General features: G+C 72.5%; 16 protein-coding genes and 1 pseudogene. 12 read left to right on the forward strand and 5 right to left on the reverse strand.

The annotated features are described in order from the left end of the window. The 3 genes from leuD (at window position 1) to ACIBM5_RS13220 (ending at window position 1,924) form a co-directional block, all read left to right on the forward strand. Window positions 1-597, forward strand: a complete 597-nt coding sequence (gene leuD, locus ACIBM5_RS13210; RefSeq protein WP_396006937.1) for a 3-isopropylmalate dehydratase small subunit — start codon at window positions 1-3, stop codon at window positions 595-597. Between the two features lie 143 nt (window positions 598-740). Further along, window positions 741-1,001 carry a hypothetical protein gene (locus tag ACIBM5_RS13215; RefSeq protein ID WP_379992908.1) on the forward strand — a complete coding sequence of 87 codons (261 nt, stop codon included), beginning with the start codon at window positions 741-743 and terminating at the stop codon, window positions 999-1,001. A 116-nt stretch (window positions 1,002-1,117) separates the two neighbouring features. Then, the gene (locus tag ACIBM5_RS13220) at window positions 1,118-1,924 is read left to right on the forward strand and encodes an HU family DNA-binding protein (protein WP_391581358.1); all 807 of its coding nucleotides are present in this window, start codon (window positions 1,118-1,120) and stop codon (window positions 1,922-1,924) included. Window positions 1,925-2,067: 143 nt separating this feature from the next. Here the strand turns inward: ACIBM5_RS13220 and ACIBM5_RS13225 are convergent, their stop codons facing one another. Together ACIBM5_RS13225 and cofC are read right to left on the reverse strand one after the other, a co-directional pair. Further along, window positions 2,068-2,280, reverse strand: a complete 213-nt coding sequence (locus tag ACIBM5_RS13225; protein WP_360310697.1) for a hypothetical protein — start codon at window positions 2,278-2,280, stop codon at window positions 2,068-2,070. A 47-nt stretch (window positions 2,281-2,327) separates the two neighbouring features. Further along, a complete protein-coding gene (cofC, locus tag ACIBM5_RS13230) occupies window positions 2,328-3,047 on the reverse strand; it encodes a 2-phospho-L-lactate guanylyltransferase (protein WP_396006938.1) in 720 nt (239 codons plus the stop codon). A gap of 253 nt (window positions 3,048-3,300) precedes the next feature. On the opposite strand from cofC, the pseudogene ACIBM5_RS13235 reads away from it, so the two are divergent. From ACIBM5_RS13235 to ACIBM5_RS13245, 3 genes and pseudogenes are all read left to right on the forward strand, one after another. Next, window positions 3,301-4,041, forward strand: a pseudogene (locus ACIBM5_RS13235) (lysophospholipid acyltransferase family protein); the annotation flags it as partial. A 248-nt stretch (window positions 4,042-4,289) separates the two neighbouring features. Then, complete coding sequence (locus tag ACIBM5_RS13240; protein ID WP_391581360.1) at window positions 4,290-5,285, forward strand: NAD(P)H-dependent glycerol-3-phosphate dehydrogenase; 996 nt, start codon at window positions 4,290-4,292, stop codon at window positions 5,283-5,285. A gap of 408 nt (window positions 5,286-5,693) precedes the next feature. After that, window positions 5,694-6,836, forward strand: a complete 1,143-nt coding sequence (locus ACIBM5_RS13245; RefSeq protein WP_396006939.1) for a D-alanine--D-alanine ligase family protein — start codon at window positions 5,694-5,696, stop codon at window positions 6,834-6,836. Between the two features lie 61 nt (window positions 6,837-6,897). Here ACIBM5_RS13245 and ACIBM5_RS13250 read toward each other — a convergent pair whose 3' ends face one another. Both ACIBM5_RS13250 and ACIBM5_RS13255 read right to left on the reverse strand, forming a co-directional pair. After that, window positions 6,898-7,401 carry a DUF3515 family protein gene (locus ACIBM5_RS13250; protein WP_396006940.1) on the reverse strand — a complete coding sequence of 168 codons (504 nt, stop codon included), beginning with the start codon at window positions 7,399-7,401 and terminating at the stop codon, window positions 6,898-6,900. A 45-nt stretch (window positions 7,402-7,446) separates the two neighbouring features. Beyond that, entirely contained in the window at window positions 7,447-7,683 is a 237-nt protein-coding gene (locus ACIBM5_RS13255; protein ID WP_391581363.1) for an Lrp/AsnC family transcriptional regulator, read from the reverse strand. 164 nt (window positions 7,684-7,847) lie between these two features. On the opposite strand from ACIBM5_RS13255, the gene ACIBM5_RS13260 reads away from it, so the two are divergent. Together ACIBM5_RS13260 and thiD are read left to right on the forward strand one after the other, a co-directional pair. Then, window positions 7,848-8,798, forward strand: coding sequence for a thiamine-phosphate kinase (locus ACIBM5_RS13260; RefSeq protein WP_396006942.1), 951 nt, complete (start codon window positions 7,848-7,850; stop codon window positions 8,796-8,798). A 46-nt stretch (window positions 8,799-8,844) separates the two neighbouring features. Next, window positions 8,845-9,645, forward strand: coding sequence for a bifunctional hydroxymethylpyrimidine kinase/phosphomethylpyrimidine kinase (thiD, locus tag ACIBM5_RS13265; RefSeq protein WP_396006943.1), 801 nt, complete (start codon window positions 8,845-8,847; stop codon window positions 9,643-9,645). 129 nt (window positions 9,646-9,774) lie between these two features. Here thiD and rpmB read toward each other — a convergent pair whose 3' ends face one another. Continuing rightward, window positions 9,775-9,960, reverse strand: a complete 186-nt coding sequence (rpmB, locus tag ACIBM5_RS13270; protein WP_079026714.1) for a 50S ribosomal protein L28 — start codon at window positions 9,958-9,960, stop codon at window positions 9,775-9,777. A gap of 245 nt (window positions 9,961-10,205) precedes the next feature. On the opposite strand from rpmB, the gene ACIBM5_RS13275 reads away from it, so the two are divergent. From ACIBM5_RS13275 to ACIBM5_RS13290, 4 genes are all read left to right on the forward strand, one after another. Then, window positions 10,206-11,870, forward strand: a complete 1,665-nt coding sequence (locus ACIBM5_RS13275) for a DAK2 domain-containing protein (protein ID WP_396006944.1) — start codon at window positions 10,206-10,208, stop codon at window positions 11,868-11,870. Between the two features lie 59 nt (window positions 11,871-11,929). Continuing rightward, window positions 11,930-14,194 (forward strand): ATP-dependent DNA helicase RecG, encoded by a 2,265-nt coding sequence (gene recG, locus ACIBM5_RS13280; protein WP_396006945.1) that lies wholly within the window; start codon window positions 11,930-11,932, stop codon window positions 14,192-14,194. Between the two features lie 85 nt (window positions 14,195-14,279). Further along, the gene (locus ACIBM5_RS13285; RefSeq protein WP_391581368.1) at window positions 14,280-14,828 is read left to right on the forward strand and encodes an RNA polymerase sigma factor; all 549 of its coding nucleotides are present in this window, start codon (window positions 14,280-14,282) and stop codon (window positions 14,826-14,828) included. Then, window positions 14,825-15,406: a hypothetical protein gene (locus ACIBM5_RS13290; protein ID WP_396006946.1), complete on the forward strand. Its 582-nt coding sequence runs from the start codon at window positions 14,825-14,827 to the stop codon at window positions 15,404-15,406. Before ACIBM5_RS13285 ends, ACIBM5_RS13290 begins: the two co-directional genes overlap by 4 nt. Window positions 15,407-15,484: the final 78 nt, after the last annotated feature.

Here is a 15,484-nt window from a genome sequence, read left to right on the forward strand (position 1 = left end):
ATGGAAGCCTTCACCACCCACACCGGAACGGCCGTCCCGCTGCGCGAGAGCAACGTGGACACCGACCAGATCATCCCCGCGCACTGGCTCAAGAAGGTCACACGCGACGGCTTCGAGGACGGACTGTTCGAAGCCTGGCGCAAGAACCCGGAGTTCGTGCTGAACCAGCCGGAGCGCGCGGGCGCCACCGTCCTGGTGGCCGGCCCCGACTTCGGCACCGGGTCCTCGCGTGAGCACGCGGTGTGGGCCCTGCAGAACTACGGGTTCAAGACCGTCATCTCGGCCCGCTTCGCGGACATCTTCCGGGGCAACTCGCAAAAGGGCGGTCTGCTGACCGTCGTGCTGCCGCAGGAGACGGTCGAACGCCTGTGGGCACTGACCGAAGCCGACCCGACCGCGCCAATCACCGTGGATCTGGTGGATCGTCAGGTCCGCGCCGGCGAGCTCGTCGCCGACTTCGAGATCGACGACTACACGCGTTGGCGGCTGCTCGAAGGGCTGGACGACATCGGTCTGACCCTGCGTCACGAGGAGGACATCACCTCCTTCGAGACGACCCGGCCGAGTTGGCTGCCGCGTACCCAACCGGTGGGCTGATCACCAACTCCCTTACAGGGCAGGGAAATCTGCCAGGATCGAACGGCGGGGCGCGGATGCGTCCCGCCGTTCGCATGTTCGGTGTCCGCCCCCAATGGCCGCCCCGTTGTGCCCATAGCCGGATGAGCTGTCACAATTGCGGTGTGGAGCACCAAGGCCGACACGTGAACGAGTTCGAAGAAGTGGAACTCTTCGCCGAACTGGCCACCCGGTTGAAGGTCGCCCACGCCCGGGTGCGTAGGCTCCGACTACCGAACGAGGCTAAAGTGGCGCTAATACGCCGCTTGTTGGTCATCACCGACGCGGCAAAACATGATTTGGCGGACGCCTCGCGGCGACTGACCAAGCTCATGGACGAGTTGGACGCGGGACCCGCGAGTTCGCGGGACACCGCCGAAGCCTGAATCCGTTGCGACACAAGGGTGATTCGCCCGTTCGGTAATTGCTTCGGCACTTTTGGATGCTTAGCGTGCCCAATGCCGGCTGAACTGTCCCGGCATCGGTTTCCGAAGGGGAAGACGTGAACAAGGCGCAGCTCGTCGAGGCGGTCGCTGACCGACTGGGTGGCCGCAAGGCCGCCGCAGAGGCAGTCGATGCCGTCCTCGACACCATCGTTCGTGCGGTCACGGCGGGAGACCGGGTGTCCATCACGGGCTTCGGCTCGTTCGAGAAGGTGGACCGCCCGGCTCGATACGCCCGCAACCCGCAGACCGGTGAGCGGGTGCGCGTCAAGAAGACCTCGGTGCCGCGCTTCCGCGCGGGCCAGGGCTTCAAGGACTACACCAGCGGGACGAAGAAGCTCCCGAAGCCCAACGTGAAGAGCGCGGCCGCCAAGAGCAGCCCGACTCCGCGCGTGGTCGCGACGGACGCCACGGCGCCCGCCGCGAAGGCGACGACCCGCAAGGCAACCGCGGCGAAGAAGGCGCCGGCGAAGCCGGCCACTTCGCGCGCCGCGGCGGTCAAGACCCCGGCCGCCACGACGCGCAAGACCGCGGCCGCGGCCAAGACGACGGCGGTCGCCAAGCCCGCCGCCAAGAAGGCGACCAAGGCACCCGCGACCAAGGCACCCGCGACGAAGGCCGCGAGCAAGCCGGCCGCGGCGAAGAAGGTCACGGCCAAGGCCGCGACCAGCACGGTCAAGGCCACCACCACCAAGGCCGTCAAGAGCACGCCGGCGGCGGCGAAGGCTCCGGCGACCAAGGCGAAGGCGACCAAGGCCGCGCCGAAGACCGCGACCGCCAAGCCGGCCGCGGCCAAGCCCGCCGCTGCCGCCAAGGCGCCGGCGGCGAAGAAGCCCGCTACCAAGCGCGCGGCCAAGAAGGCCTGACGCAGCGGATTTCCCGGGCCGGCGACATGCCGGACGGTGGCGACGGGCCGGAACCCACACGCGTGGGTTCCGGCCCGTCGCCGTTTCCCGACCGCCGTTTCCCGACCGACGCGTGCGGGTCGCCGGCCCGGCCGACGTGCGACTCAGCGCAGCGGATCCGGCAACGTGTACAGCGTCACCAGCACCACCCGATCACCCGTCGCGTCCATGGTCATCCGTACGCGTTGACCGGGCCGCAGGAAGCGCATTCCGCCGGCGTCGAACGCCGCCGCGTCGAAGGGCACGGGAGAGCCGTCGTCGAGCAGCACGACGCCCTCTCGCGAGTCGGTCTCGAAGGTGTACACGGTGCCCTGCATGCCCCCATTGTGACCGCTGTCGCGACCACCACGGATCCGACGCGACGTCAGGAAGCGGCGGCACGCGGCAGAAACGGCACGGACGGGAGCACCGCGGCGGTGGCCGCGCCGACCCCGAGCCCGATCGCGGCCCGCAGATCCTCCCCGGTGTCCACGTCCCGGCGCACCGAATCCACGTCGTGGGGCGTGAGTTCGATCGCCCCCGAGGCCAGGTGCCGAGCCCGGGAACGGCCCTCGAAGCCGGGTGCCAACGGCACGCCCGCCGCGGCGGTGAGCAACGTGGTGCCCACCCCCGCCGCATCCGCCAGGAACGCCCGTCGGGCGAACGTCGCGGCGGCGAGCACCCGATCCAACTCCTCGGCGCGCAGCGCCGGAAGATCGGCGGACAGCGCGGCCACCCCGGTCCGCGGCCGCTCGGCGCCGGCCGACCGGGCCCCGTGTGCGAGCGCGGCGTTCAGGCCGCCGCCGACGTCGGCCACCACGTCCGCACCGAGCGCCCGGATCTCCCGCGCGACCCGGACGTCGTCGGTGACCACGAGCACCCCGTGCACGCGCACGCAGGTCAGCGCCGCGCGCACGGTGTCGAGTGCGAAGGCGAGGGCGAGTTCGGGGCGATGGCCGGGGCCGATCGTGCCCGCGAGCCGGCTCTTGGCGATCGACAACGGCTTCACCGGCACCACGAGTCGCCATGCGCGCGTGCCGGAGGGTGCGGTGCGACCGTTGCCGGCGGGCCGGCGCCGGCCGGCGGAATCCGTGGCGGGGGACATCGGCAAGATCCTCGCATCCGTACCGTAAGCCCATATCCTCGTCGGTCGACGAGGACGTTTCTCGACAATGCGGAAGGCCCAGGGGAAACTGTGGGGTCCGCGTGTACAGAATCGATGTTCCGCCAGAATCGATGCTTCGTGCTTCTCGCGGGGAGCGTCGATTGTGTGAGGAGCGACACGGCAGCGGAACACCGCAGCGGGACTTCCGCGCCGACACGCACAGATCCGAAACACATGAACGGGAGGAACGCCGGTGGCCCGCCGAAGGATCGGTTTCTGGTACCGCCTGGCGGTCGTGGTGATCAAGCCCCTGTTGTTGCTGTTCACCAAACGTGACTGGCGGGGCACCGAGAACATCCCGACGTCGGGCGGGTTCGTCACGGCGGTGAACCACATCTCCTATGTCGACCCGCTGACCTACGCGCACTATCAGTACGACAGCGGCCGGGTGCCGCGCTTCCTGGCCAAATCCGGCCTGTTCAAAATTCCCTTCGTCGGTCGGGTGCTGGCCGGCGCCGGCCAGATCCCGGTCTATCGGGACTCCGCCGATGCCGCGCTGGCGTTCCGCGCCGCGGTGGAGGCCGTGGAGAAGGGCGAGTGCGTCGCGGTCTACCCGGAGGGCACCATCACCCGGGACAAGGACCTGTGGCCGATGCCGGGCAAGACCGGCGCGGCCCGGATCGCGCTCACCACCGGTGCCCCGGTGATCCCGGTCGCCCAGTGGGGCGCGCACGAGTTGTTGCCGCCGTACGGGAAGCGGCCGCGCCTGCTGCCGCGCAAGACGATGCACGTACTGGCCGGACCGCCGGTGGACCTGGACGAGTTCCGCGGCCGCGAACTGACCGCGGACGTGTTGCGCGGGGCGACCGACCGGATCATGGAGTCGGTGACCGAATTGCTGGCCGAACTGCGCGAAGAGGCCGCCCCGCCGGATGCCGGCCGCCGGGTGCCCGGCCGCCGGGCCGAGGCCGAGATCGAGGCGAGCGGACCGGAGCCGGTCGAGAAGATCCCGATGGAGAAGGTCCCGGCCGAGAAGGAGCCGGTGGAGAAGGAGCGGGCCGGACGTGATCCGGCCGCGAAGACCCAGGCGGAGCAGGTCGCACCGGAGCAGGTCGCAGCGCCGGAGCGGACCTCCGCCGAGCCGATCCACACCGCGCCCGCGCGCGACAACGCCGCGAAGGCCGAGACCGAGCACCCGGTGGCCGAGCCCGCCGGGACCGAGCACACCGAGGATGGCCGCGCATGACGCGCTGCGCGGTATTCGGCATGGGTTCCTGGGGCACCGCCTTCTCGATCGTGCTCGCCGAGGCGGGTTGCGACGTGGTGATGTGGGGCCGGCGTCCGGAGATGGCCGACGCGATCAACGCCCGGCACGAGAACCCCGAGTACCTGCCCGGGATCGCTCTGCCGACCGGGATCCAGGCCACCACCGACGCGGCGAAGGCGGCCGAGGGCGCGGAGTTCGTGGTGCTCTCGGTGCCGTCGCAGACACTGCGCGGCAATCTCACCGCGTGGGCGCCGCTGCTCTCCGACGACGCGATCCTGGTCAGCCTGATGAAGGGCGTCGAACTGGGCACCGCGAACCGGATGAGCGAGGTGATCCGCGAGGTCACCGGCGTGTCCGAGGGCCGGATCGCGGTGGTCAGCGGGCCCAACCTGGCCCCCGAGATCGCCCAGCGTCAGCCCGCCGCGAGCGTGGTGGCGTGCGTCGACGAAGAGGTCGCCCGGCGGCTCCAGGCGGCCTGCCACACGTCCTACTTCCGCCCGTACACCAACACCGACGTGGTCGGCGCCGAACTCGGCGGCGCGGTCAAGAACGTGATCGCGCTCGCCGTCGGGATGGCCGACGGCATGGGCATGGGCGACAACACCAAGGCCACGCTGATCACCCGAGGGCTGGCCGAGACCGCCCGGCTGGGTGCGGCGATGGGCGCCGACGCCCACACCTTCGCGGGTCTGGCCGGCCTCGGCGACCTGGTGGCCACGTGCACCTCGCCGCTGTCGCGCAACCGTACGTTCGGCGAGAAGATCGGCCGCGGCATGCCGATCGAGGAGGCCGTACGGGACAGCCGGCAGATCGCCGAGGGCTTCAAGTCCTGCGAATCCGTGCAGCTGCTCGCCCGGCGGTACGGCGTCGAGATGCCGATCACCGACGTCGTCGTCTCGATCATGCACGACGGCAAGCCCCCGTCGGTGGGCATGGCCCTGCTCTCGCGCTCGGCCAAGCCGGAGCGGTAGGAAGCCGCGCTGCGCGCGGCCCCTCTTGTCGCCGCGCTGCGCGCGACGGCGGCTGCGCCGCCGGGCGGCCTCCGGCCGCTCTCCTCGCAAGCTCGTCGATCACTGGTCGACGATCAAGTCGTGGGCGCTGACGCGCCGAAGAGGGCGGCCGGATGGCGTCGCGGTGGCCGGCCCGCCCACCGTCCGAACTCGTGCGCCGGCCCGACTCGCGCCCCGGGGGCACCCGCGCCGGCCGGGCCCGCGCGGGTGGGACTCGCGTGCCGGTGAGGCCCGTGTGCCGGCCGGACGCGTACCCGGCCGGACCCGCGTGTCGGTCCGGCCCGCGCTCGCGGTCGGCGGCGACGCAACACCGCGCGCCCGGCGGGCAATACCGCGTTCGAACAACGATGGGGATAGGGTCGTCCGACCATGAACGACGTTTCCGGCACCCCCCACTCCACCTCGCGCCCCCGCGTCGCGGTCGTCTTCGGCGGCCGCAGCTCCGAGCACGCGATTTCCTGCGTCACCGCAGGGAGCGTGCTGGCCGCGATCGACCGCTCCAAGTACGACGTGCTGCCGATCGGCATCGGCACCGACGGGCGCTGGTTGCTCGTCGGCGACGACCCGGAACGCCTGGCGATCCGCGGTGACCGGCTGCCCGCGGTGTCCGACATCGCGGAGTCCTCCGCGGCCGTCGTGCTCGCCGCCGACCCCACGTCACGCGAGATCACCGTGCTCGAACCCGGCGCGCTGCCCAAGCTGCTCGGCGAGATCGACGTGGTCTTCCCGCTCCTGCACGGCCCCTACGGCGAGGACGGCACGTTCCAGGGCTTCCTGGAACTGGCCCAGGTCCCCTACGTCGGGTCCGGCGTGCTCGCCAGTGCGGCGAGCATGGACAAGGAGTACATGAAGGCCCTGTTCGCTGGCTTCGGCCTGCCGTCGGGCCCGTACGCCACGGTGCGCCCGCGCGAATGGGAGCGCGACCCGGCCGCCGTGCGCGAAGCGGTGTCCTCGCTCGGCTTCCCGGTGTTCGTCAAGCCGGCCCGGGCCGGATCCAGCATGGGCATCACCAAGGTGCACCGGATCGAGGATCTGGACGCGGCGATCGAGGAAGCCCGCCGGCACGACCCCAAGGTGATCGTCGAAGGCATGCTGATCGGTCGTGAGATCGAGTGCGGCGTCCTGGAGTTCGAGGACGGACCGCGGGCGAGCCTGCCGGCCGAGGTACGGGTCGGCGGCGAGCACGAGTTCTACGACTTCGCCGCGAAGTACCTGCCGGACAACGGCACCGAGCTGGACGTGCCGGCGTCGCTGACCAAGGAGCAGACCGCCGAGGTGCAGCGGCTCGCGGTGACCGCCTTCGAGGCGCTGTCCTGCGAGGGCCTGGCCCGAGTGGACTTCTTCCTGCTGGAGAACGGCCACTTCGTGATCAACGAGGTCAACACCATGCCGGGCTTCACCCCGGTGTCGATGTTCCCGAGCATGTGGCAGGCGACCGGGGTGGACTACGCCGACCTGGTCGACCGGCTGATCCAGGCCGCCCTGCGCCGGCCCAACACGCTGCTGCGCTAGGCATCCGCCGGGCCGTGCCCGGGAGGTGCGAACCAGGGGCGGGCGACGCGTCGCCCGCCCCTCACGCGTTGCTCAGGTCCAGTGTGGCCGGCACCGTGCGGGCGACCGCGTCGGCGACGTCGACGAGCGGCGCGGCCGGCTCGGTGAACTTCTTCGGCACGGTCATCTCGACGTTGGCCCGGCGATAGACCGTGGTGAACCGCACGCCGCCGGCGTACTTCGCGAAGCTCCAGGTCACGCCGTTGACCTCGACCGAGTCGACCGGTTCGGAACCGGCCTTGGTCGGGTCCACCACCCGCAACGACGCGGGCAGCCCCACGCCGCAGCGCAGCACGATCGCCGGATCGCCCCACGCCGCGGTCAGCGTCGACTTGGGCGAGGTCTCGCGCACCCCGGCGTCCATCACCTTCGCCGGGAGCGCGTCGTGCAACGCGCGGCAGGCCTCGGCCGCGGCGCCCGCCGGCGGAGTCGGCGCCGCAACCTCGACGTGGTCCGAACCGCCGCACCCCGTCGCGGTGAGCACGGTGACCGGAAGCAGCCAGGCGAGAAGTCGAGTCGGGCGCACGGCCCCGATCCTAGACGCGCGACGCTCCGGGGCACTCCCGCGGGGTCACCCCAGGTTGACCACCGGACACGTCAGGGTGCGGGTGATGCCGTCGATGCGTTGCACCTCGGCGACCACCATGCGACCCAACTGGTCGACGTCGGCGGCCTCGGCTCGCACGATCACGTCGTAGGGACCCGTGACGTCGTCCGCCCGGGTCACCCCGGGCAGCTCGGCGATGGCTCGGGCCACCGAAGCCGAACGGCCGACCTCGGTCTGGATCAGGATGTATGCCTGTACCACCACGGCCTCCCGGCGCGCAGGATGATGGGATCTTGACGTGACCCCCGCTGCTGCGACCATTGTCGGCCCGGCGGGCCTCGGCGACCACAGCGGGAGCCGATGGATCACAGTGAACACGGTGAACGAGGCGGATCAGGGCTGATGGGCATGGCAGGAGAGCGGCGATGAGCGGGACGCTGGGCGATCTCGGCGAGTTCGGCCTGATCGGGGCACTGGTCGCCCGCGTGCCGACGGGGCCGCACGTGTCCCTGGGCCCGGGCGACGATGCCGCCGTGGTCGCCGCCGCCGACGGGCGGGTGGTGGCCACCATGGATCTGCTCGTCGAGGGGCGGCACTTCCGACGGGACTGGTCCACCGCGTACGACGTCGGCCGCAAGGCCGCCGCGCAGAACCTGGCCGACGTCGCGGCGATGGGCGCCGTGCCCACCGCGCTGCTGATCGGCCTGTGCGGCCCGCAGGACCTGCCCACGGGGTGGGCGCTGGAGCTGTACGACGGCCTGCGCGATGAATGCGCGGTGGTCGGCGCGGGCGTCGCGGGCGGCGACGTGGTCGGCAGCGACACCGTCACCGTCGCGGTGACCGCACTGGGCGACCTCCAGGGCCGGGCCCCGGTGGTCCGCTCCGGCGCCCGACCCGGCGACGTGCTCGCGGTCGCGGGTTGGCTGGGCTGGTCCGCCGCGGGGCTGGCGATCCTGGGCCACGGGCACCGCGCACCGCGCGCTTTCGTGGAGGCGCACCGCAGGCCCGAGCCGCCCTACGACGCCGGCCCCGGCGCGGCGATCCTCGGTGCGACCTCGATGATCGACGTCAGCGACGGCCTGCTTGCCGACATGGGCCACGTCTCGCGCGCCTCCGACGTGCGGATCGACATCCTCTCCGCCCGGCTGGACGTGCCCGCCCAGATGCGCGACGTGGCCCGCGCGCTGGGCGCCGACCCGCTCAACTGGGTGCTCACCGGCGGCGAGGACCACGCCCTGGTCGCCACCTTCCCGGCGGGAACCGCGCTGCCCGCGCGTTGGCGCGTGATCGGCCGCGTGCATCCGGGCGCCGGCGTCACCGTGGACGGGCGGGACCCGGGCCTGGCGGGCGGGTGGGATCACTTCGGCCGCGGCTGAGGGGCGCACACGTCGGGCGCACGGTCGGCGTGGATAGGCTGCCGGCATGGTGCAGACTCCTCCGCGCGTGCTCACGGTGGCCGGCTCCGACTCCGGCGGCGGCGCCGGGATCCAGGCCGACCTCAAGACGATGCTGGCCCACGGCGTACACGGGATGAGCGTGATCGCCGCGGTGACCGCGCAGAACTCGCTCGGCGTGCAGGGCTATTGGGAATTGCCCGCGGAAGCCGTGCGGGCGCAGTTCCGCAGTGTGGTGGACGACATCGGCGTGCAGGCGATCAAGACCGGGATGCTCGCGTCGCCGAACCTGGTGGCGGTGGTCGCCGCGCTGCTGGCCGAGGTGTCCGTACCGGTGGTGGTCGACCCGGTGGCCTCCTCCAAGCACGGCGACACCCTCCTGGCCAACGAGGCGCTGGAGACGCTGCGCACCCGACTGCTCCCGGTGGCCACCGTCGTCACCCCGAACCTGTACGAGGTCGAACTGCTCACCGGCCACAAGGTGCGCGAGCGGGCCGACATGCGCGGCGCGGCCGAGGCGGTGCTCGCTTTCGGTCCGCGCTGGGCGCTGGTCAAGGGTGGTCATCTCGAAGGCGAGGCCGCCGACCTGCTCTTCGACGGCACCCGCGAGTACTGGTTCGGCAGTCCGCGCTACGACAACCGGCACACCCACGGCACCGGCTGCACGCTGGCGAGCGCGATCGCCTCGCGGCTGGCCGTCGGCGACACCGTGCCGGACGCGGTCGCCGCGGCCAAGGAGTACGTCACCGGCGCGATCCGGGCCGGCTTCCCGCTGGGCGAGGGGATCGGGCCGGTCGACCACGCGTGGCGGTGGCGGGACGGGTTCTGAACCCGAGTGGGCCGGGCCTCGCGCCCACGGCGGTGTACGTCCCGGCCCGCTCGGCACGGACCCCGGACAAGCGGAAGGGCCGGTCCACCCTGGGGTGAACCGGCCCTTCGAAGTCGTGCGGTCGAGCAACTAGCGGGAAACCTTGCCCGCCTTGATGCAAGAGGTGCAGACATTGAGGCGCTTCGGCGTGGCACCAACCATCGCGCGCACCGTCTGGATGTTGGGGTTCCAGCGACGGGGCGTCCGGCGGTGAGAGTGCGAAATGCTGTTGCCGAAGCCCGGCCCCTTGCCGCAGACGTCGCAGTTGGCAGCCACGGGAACACTCCAAAGACGAATGGGAATTGCGTACGAACACGTGCCGGCCGAATGCCGGACAACCGCAGAAGAGTAACCGACGAACCATGCGCTGCGCGAACCCGGGATGATCCGGGCATACGCAATCAGCTGATCTCGTCATGCTTCCCGCCAAGCCTAACCCATCCGGGTCGGCCGCTTCACCGCTCCCCGTCTCGATAACGTGGCCGGCGGACGGGACGCGCAGAGACGGATTCGTACAGGAGGTGGGCGTGCAGGGCCTGCTGGGAGAGCTGGACGGTCCGGCGGTACGCCGCTGGGGTCGCGTCGCCTTGGAACTGATGGGGCGAGCGCGCGAGGAAATCGACGCCCTCAACGTGTATCCCGTGCCCGACGGCGACACCGGCACGAACCTGTTCCTGACCCTGGAGTCGGGAACCGCCGAGGTCGACGCCCTGTTCGGCGGGGACCTGCCCGAACCCGACCTGCCGACCGCCTTCCGGGCCCTGGCGCACGGCGCGTTGATGGGCGCGCGCGGCAACTCCGGGGTGATCCTCAGCCAGCTCCTGCGCGGCATGGCCGAGCGCCTGGAGGTCGAACAGGCCGCCGCGATCGAGACCGGCCGCGAGGTGCCCTCCGGCCTCGCCCTCGCGCACGCGCTGCGCACCGCCGCCGACGCCGCGTACGCCGCGGTGGCCCGGCCCGTCGAGGGGACCATGCTCACCGTGGCCCGGGCCGCCGCCGACGCCGCGGCCGGCGCGGGCGTGGAGCTGCGGCCGGTGGTGCGAGCGGCCGCGACCGCGGCGCGCGGGGCCCTGGCCCGCACCCCCGAGCAACTGGACGTACTGCGCCGGGCGGGCGTGGTGGACGCGGGCGGCCGCGGCCTGACCGTGCTGCTGGACGCGCTGCTCGCGGTGGTCACCGGCGAGCGCTCGGCGTACCGGATCCACCCGCATCAGGTGCACACCCCGGTCCCGGTCCCGTTCGCCGGACCGGTCGGGCCGGACGCCTCGCCCGAGGGGCCCGGGTTCGAGGTGATCTACCTGCTGGACGCGCCCGCCGACGCGCTGCCCGCGCTGCGCGAGCGGCTCGGCGCGCTCGGCGACTCGCTCGTGGTGGTCGGCGGCGAGGGGTTGTGGAACGTGCACGTGCACGTGGACGACGCGGGTGCGGCCGTCGAGGCGGGCATCGAGGCCGGCCGGCCGCACCGGATCCGGATCACCCACCTGGAGCGCCCCCTCGCCGGCCTCGCCGCGCCCGAGCCCGCCCCCACGCGCGGGATCGTCGCGGTCGCCCAGGGCGGCGGCCTGGCCACGCTGTTCGCCGAGAACGGCGCGCACGTCGTGCAGGCCGGTCCCGGCCGGCGGCCCTCCACCGGGGTGCTCGTCGACGCGATCCGGCGCACCGAGGCGCGCGAGGTGGTGCTGCTGCCCAACGACGCCGACTGCCACGCGGTGGCCGGGGTGGCCGCGCAGCAGGCCCAGGCGCACGGCATCCGGGTCCAGGTGATCCCGACCAAGGCGGCCGTACAGGGCCTGGCCGCGCTCGCCGTGCACGAGCCCGGCCGGCGCTTCGACCAGGACATCGTCGGGATGACCTCGGCCGCCGGCGCCACCCGCTACGGCGCGCTCACCGTCGCCGTCCGCGAGTCGTGGACGATGGCCGGCGTCTGCCAGGCGGGCGACGTGCTCGGCGTGATCGAGGGCGACATCGCGGTGATCGGCCACGACCAGCGCGAGACCGGCACCGTGGTGGTGGACCGCATGCTCGCCGGTGGCGGCGAACTGGTCACCCTGGTCACCGGCAGCGCCTGCCCGCCGGGCCTGGCCGCCGCGATCGAGCGCCACCTGCGGGCCACCCGGCTCGGCGTGGACGTGATGGTCTACGAGGGCGGCCAGGAGGTGTACCCGCTGCTCATCGGGGTCGAGTAGGACCCGACCCGGCGGTTGCGCCGACCCGATGACACCCTCGACCAGTACCGTTGGGCGGCATGTCGCGCCTTGACGAACCGCTGAAGAAACTCGTCGGCGACCGCACGGCGACGGTGCTGGCCAAATCCCTCAAGCTGGACACCGTCGGAGATCTGCTGCGCCACTACCCCCGGCGCTACGCGGAGCGCGGGCGCCTGACCGACCTCTCCCGCCTGGAGCCCGAGGAACACGTCACCGTGATGGCGGAGATCGCCAAGGTGAGCAAGCGGCAGTTCCGCAATCGGCGCGGCAACCTGCTGGAGGTCGAGGTCACCGACGGGCGCGGCAAACTCACCCTGATCTTCTTCAACCAGGCCTGGCGCGAGGAGGAACTGCGCCCGGGACGGCGCGGCCTGTTCGCGGGCAAGGTGGGTCGGTTCAACAACGTGATCCAGCTCAGCCAGCCCGACTACCAACTGATCGGCGAGGACGATCAGGACGGCGTGGCGGACGTGTTCGCGGGCGCGCTGATCCCGGTCTACCCGGCCGCCGCCAACATGCCGTCCTGGAAGATCGCCCAGTGCGTCGGCATGGCGTTGGACACGCTGGGCGAGGTCGGCGACCCGCTGCCCGCCGAGATGCGCGAGCGACGCGGTATGCCGGGACTGGCCGAGGCGCTCCTGCGGGTGCACCGGCCGACCTCGTGGGACGACGTCACCGCGGCCAAGGACCGGCTCAAGTGGGACGAGGCGTTCGTCCTGCAGATCGCGCTGGCCCGCCGCCGCCGGGACGCCCGGGCCCTGTCCGCGGTGGCCCGCCCGCGCCGTTCGAACGGCATCCTGGACGCCTTCGACGCCCGCCTCCCGTTCGAACTCACCGACGGCCAGAAGGAGGTCTGCGCCGAGATCGAGGCCGACCTGGCCACCGAGCACCCGATGCACCGCCTCCTCCAGGGCGAGGTCGGTGCCGGAAAGACCTTGGTCGCGCTGCGCGGGATGTTGACCGTGGTCGACGCCGGAGGGCAGACGGCGTTGTTGGCGCCGACGGAGGTGCTCGCGCAGCAGCACTATCGGTCGATCGTGGAGATGCTCGGGCCGCTGGCCGAGGGCGCCGGGATGCTCGGCGGGTCGGAGATCGGCACCAAGGTGACCCTGCTCACCGGCTCGATGGGGGTGCCCGCGCGCCGCGCCGCACTGCTGGACCTGGTCACCGGCGAGGCCGGGATCGCGATCGGCACGCACGCGCTGATCGAGGACAAGGTGGAGTTCCACGACCTGGGTCTGGTCGTGGTCGACGAGCAGCACCGGTTCGGCGTCGAACAGCGCGACGCGCTGCGCGGCAAGGGCAAACGCCCGCCGCACCTGCTGGTGATGACCGCGACGCCGATCCCGCGCACGGTGGCGATGACCGTGTTCGGCGACCTGGAGACCTCGATCCTGGCCCAGCTCCCGTCCGGCCGATCGCCGATCGCCACGCACGTGGTCCCGGCCAAGGAGAAGCCGCACTTCCTCGACCGCGCCTGGCAGCGGGTGCGCGAGGAGGTGGAGAACGGCCACCAGGCGTACGTGGTGTGCCCGCGGATCGGCGACGAGGAGGACGACCCGAAGGCCAAGAAGAAGGCCAAGTCGAAGGCCAAGGCCGCCGCGCGGGACGAGGACCTGCCCGCCGAGGCGTACCTGGACGACCCCGAGGACATCGGCGCGGACGCCGCTGGCGGAGCCGAGGAGCGCCGCCCGCCGCTGGCCGTGCTCGACGTCGCCGCGGCGCTGACCGCCGGTCCGCTGGCCGGCCTGCGGATCGCGGTGTTGCACGGCCGGATGGCGCCGGACGACAAGGACGACGTGATGCGCCGCTTCACCGCCGGCGAACTGGACGTGCTGGTGGCGACCACGGTGATCGAGGTCGGCGTCAACGTGCCCAACGCGACCGCCATGGTGATCATGGACGCCGACCGGTTCGGCGTCTCGCAACTGCACCAGCTGCGCGGCCGGGTCGGCCGGGGCAGCGCCCCGGGGTTGACCCTGCTGGTCAGCGAGATGCCCGGCGGCACCTCCGCGCGCGAACGCCTGGACGCGGTGGCCGCGACCCTGGACGGCTTCGAGCTGTCCCGGATCGACCTCGAACAACGCCGCGAGGGCGACGTGCTCGGCGACGCGCAGTCCGGCTCGCGCTCGTCGCTGCGCATGCTGGAGGTGGTCCGGGACGAGGAACTGATCGTGGCGGCCCGCGAGGAGGCGAGCACGATCGTGGCGGAGGACCCGGACCTGGTCGAGCACCACGACCTGCGCAGCGCGCTGGCCAGCATCCTGGACGACGAGCGCGCGGAGTACCTCGACAAGGGCTGACCGCCCTCGCTCCGCTCCCGCGCGCCCCCACGGCTCACCCGTTCGGAGCACGCGGAACAGCCCGTCGGTTGGCTACCAATGGGCCATGGACGCATGTACGGGGGACGAGGGCTTCGACGCGCTCTTCTGCGGGTTGCTCCCTCGGCTGTATCGACGCGCCGTGCTGCTCGCCGGCGAGGGCAGCGCCGAGGACGCGGTGCACGAGACGTATCTCAAGCTGGCCCGCAGACCCGACCGCCTGCTCGGCCATCCCGAGCCCTACGCCTACGCCTTCCGGGCCCTGGTCAGCGTCACCCGCGACATGTGGCGCGCCCGCAGCCGGCAGGTCCTGCTGCCCGAACCCCCCGAACCGGGGGAGCGGGCCCAGTCCGCCGCCGGCGATGCGATCGCCCGGCGCGAGGCCGAGTGGGAGGCGGTGCGCATGCTCGGCTCGCTGCCCGCCAAGCAGGCCGCCGCGGTGCTCCTGGTCGACCTGGACGGATACACGATCGATCAGGCCGCCGAGATCCTCGGTGTGCACCGGGGCACGGTGTCCCGCTCGCGCGAGCGCGCCCTGGCCCGGCTGCGGGCCGGCCTGGGCGGCCCCGCCGGCCGGTTCCGCCGCCGGGACCGACACGAAGGAGTCACCCGGTGAACCCGCCGCCCCCCGATCTCGACGCCCCCGACGACGCGGTCCACGAGCTGCGCTCTCGGCTGCGCGCCGCGGACGCCGCCTGTGTCGAACCACCCGGCCTGGCGCTGCGGGTCATGCGCCGGCCGGCCCCGCGCCCGGTGTGGCGCGGCGCGTTCGCGATGGCGCTGGCCGCGGTGCTGGTGGTCGCCGTGGTCGGCCTGGGTGCCTTCCTGGTCGGCCGGCACGACCCGACCGAGCAGCCGGCGCCCAGGCCGCCCGCCGCGCGTGCGGTCAGCGTGCAGAGCGAGGTCTACAACTCCGAGGTACCGTGCCGCGGGCTGCGCACGCTCGAATGCTCGCTCGGCGTCTTCAAGGAAGCGCGGTTGTCGTCGCGGACGGCCGATCTGGCGGACCGGGTCTGGCACGGCGACCGACTGCTCCTGGTCTGCCTGCTCGCGGACGGCCCGCGCGTGACCGACGAGACCGGCGTCGCCTCCAAGCACTGGTATCGGGTGGTGGTGCTGGGCACCGGCGCCGAGGGCTGGCTGCCCGGCGTCCGCACCCGCAACGAGGCCGAGGTGCCGGACTGCGCGTTCTGAGCGGACGGGTGGGCGCACCCCACTCGGGCACGCGGCCGGCGGACGGGACGATCTCCGTCCGCCGGCCGCGTGGGTCGG

Origin of the sequence: Embleya sp. NPDC050493, assembly GCF_044458105.1 — a bacterium.
Classification (GTDB): Bacteria; Actinomycetota; Actinomycetes; order Streptomycetales; family Streptomycetaceae; genus Embleya.

Excerpts from the sequence above, each read along its gene's own strand:
- leuD (WP_396006937.1), top strand. The coding sequence starts at position 1 with ATGGAAGCCTTCACCACCCACACCGGAACGGCCGTCCCGCTGCGCGAG.
- ACIBM5_RS13225 (WP_360310697.1), bottom strand. The coding sequence starts at position 2,280 with ATGCAGGGCACCGTGTACACCTTCGAGACCGACTCGCGAGAGGGCGTC.
- cofC (WP_396006938.1), bottom strand. The coding sequence starts at position 3,047 with ATGTCCCCCGCCACGGATTCCGCCGGCCGGCGCCGGCCCGCCGGCAAC.
- ACIBM5_RS13240 (WP_391581360.1), top strand. The coding sequence starts at position 4,290 with ATGACGCGCTGCGCGGTATTCGGCATGGGTTCCTGGGGCACCGCCTTC.
- ACIBM5_RS13245 (WP_396006939.1), top strand. The coding sequence starts at position 5,694 with ATGAACGACGTTTCCGGCACCCCCCACTCCACCTCGCGCCCCCGCGTC.
- ACIBM5_RS13260 (WP_396006942.1), top strand. The coding sequence starts at position 7,848 with ATGAGCGGGACGCTGGGCGATCTCGGCGAGTTCGGCCTGATCGGGGCA.
- thiD (WP_396006943.1), top strand. The coding sequence starts at position 8,845 with ATGGTGCAGACTCCTCCGCGCGTGCTCACGGTGGCCGGCTCCGACTCC.
- recG (WP_396006945.1), top strand. The coding sequence starts at position 11,930 with ATGTCGCGCCTTGACGAACCGCTGAAGAAACTCGTCGGCGACCGCACG.
- ACIBM5_RS13285 (WP_391581368.1), top strand. The coding sequence starts at position 14,280 with ATGGACGCATGTACGGGGGACGAGGGCTTCGACGCGCTCTTCTGCGGG.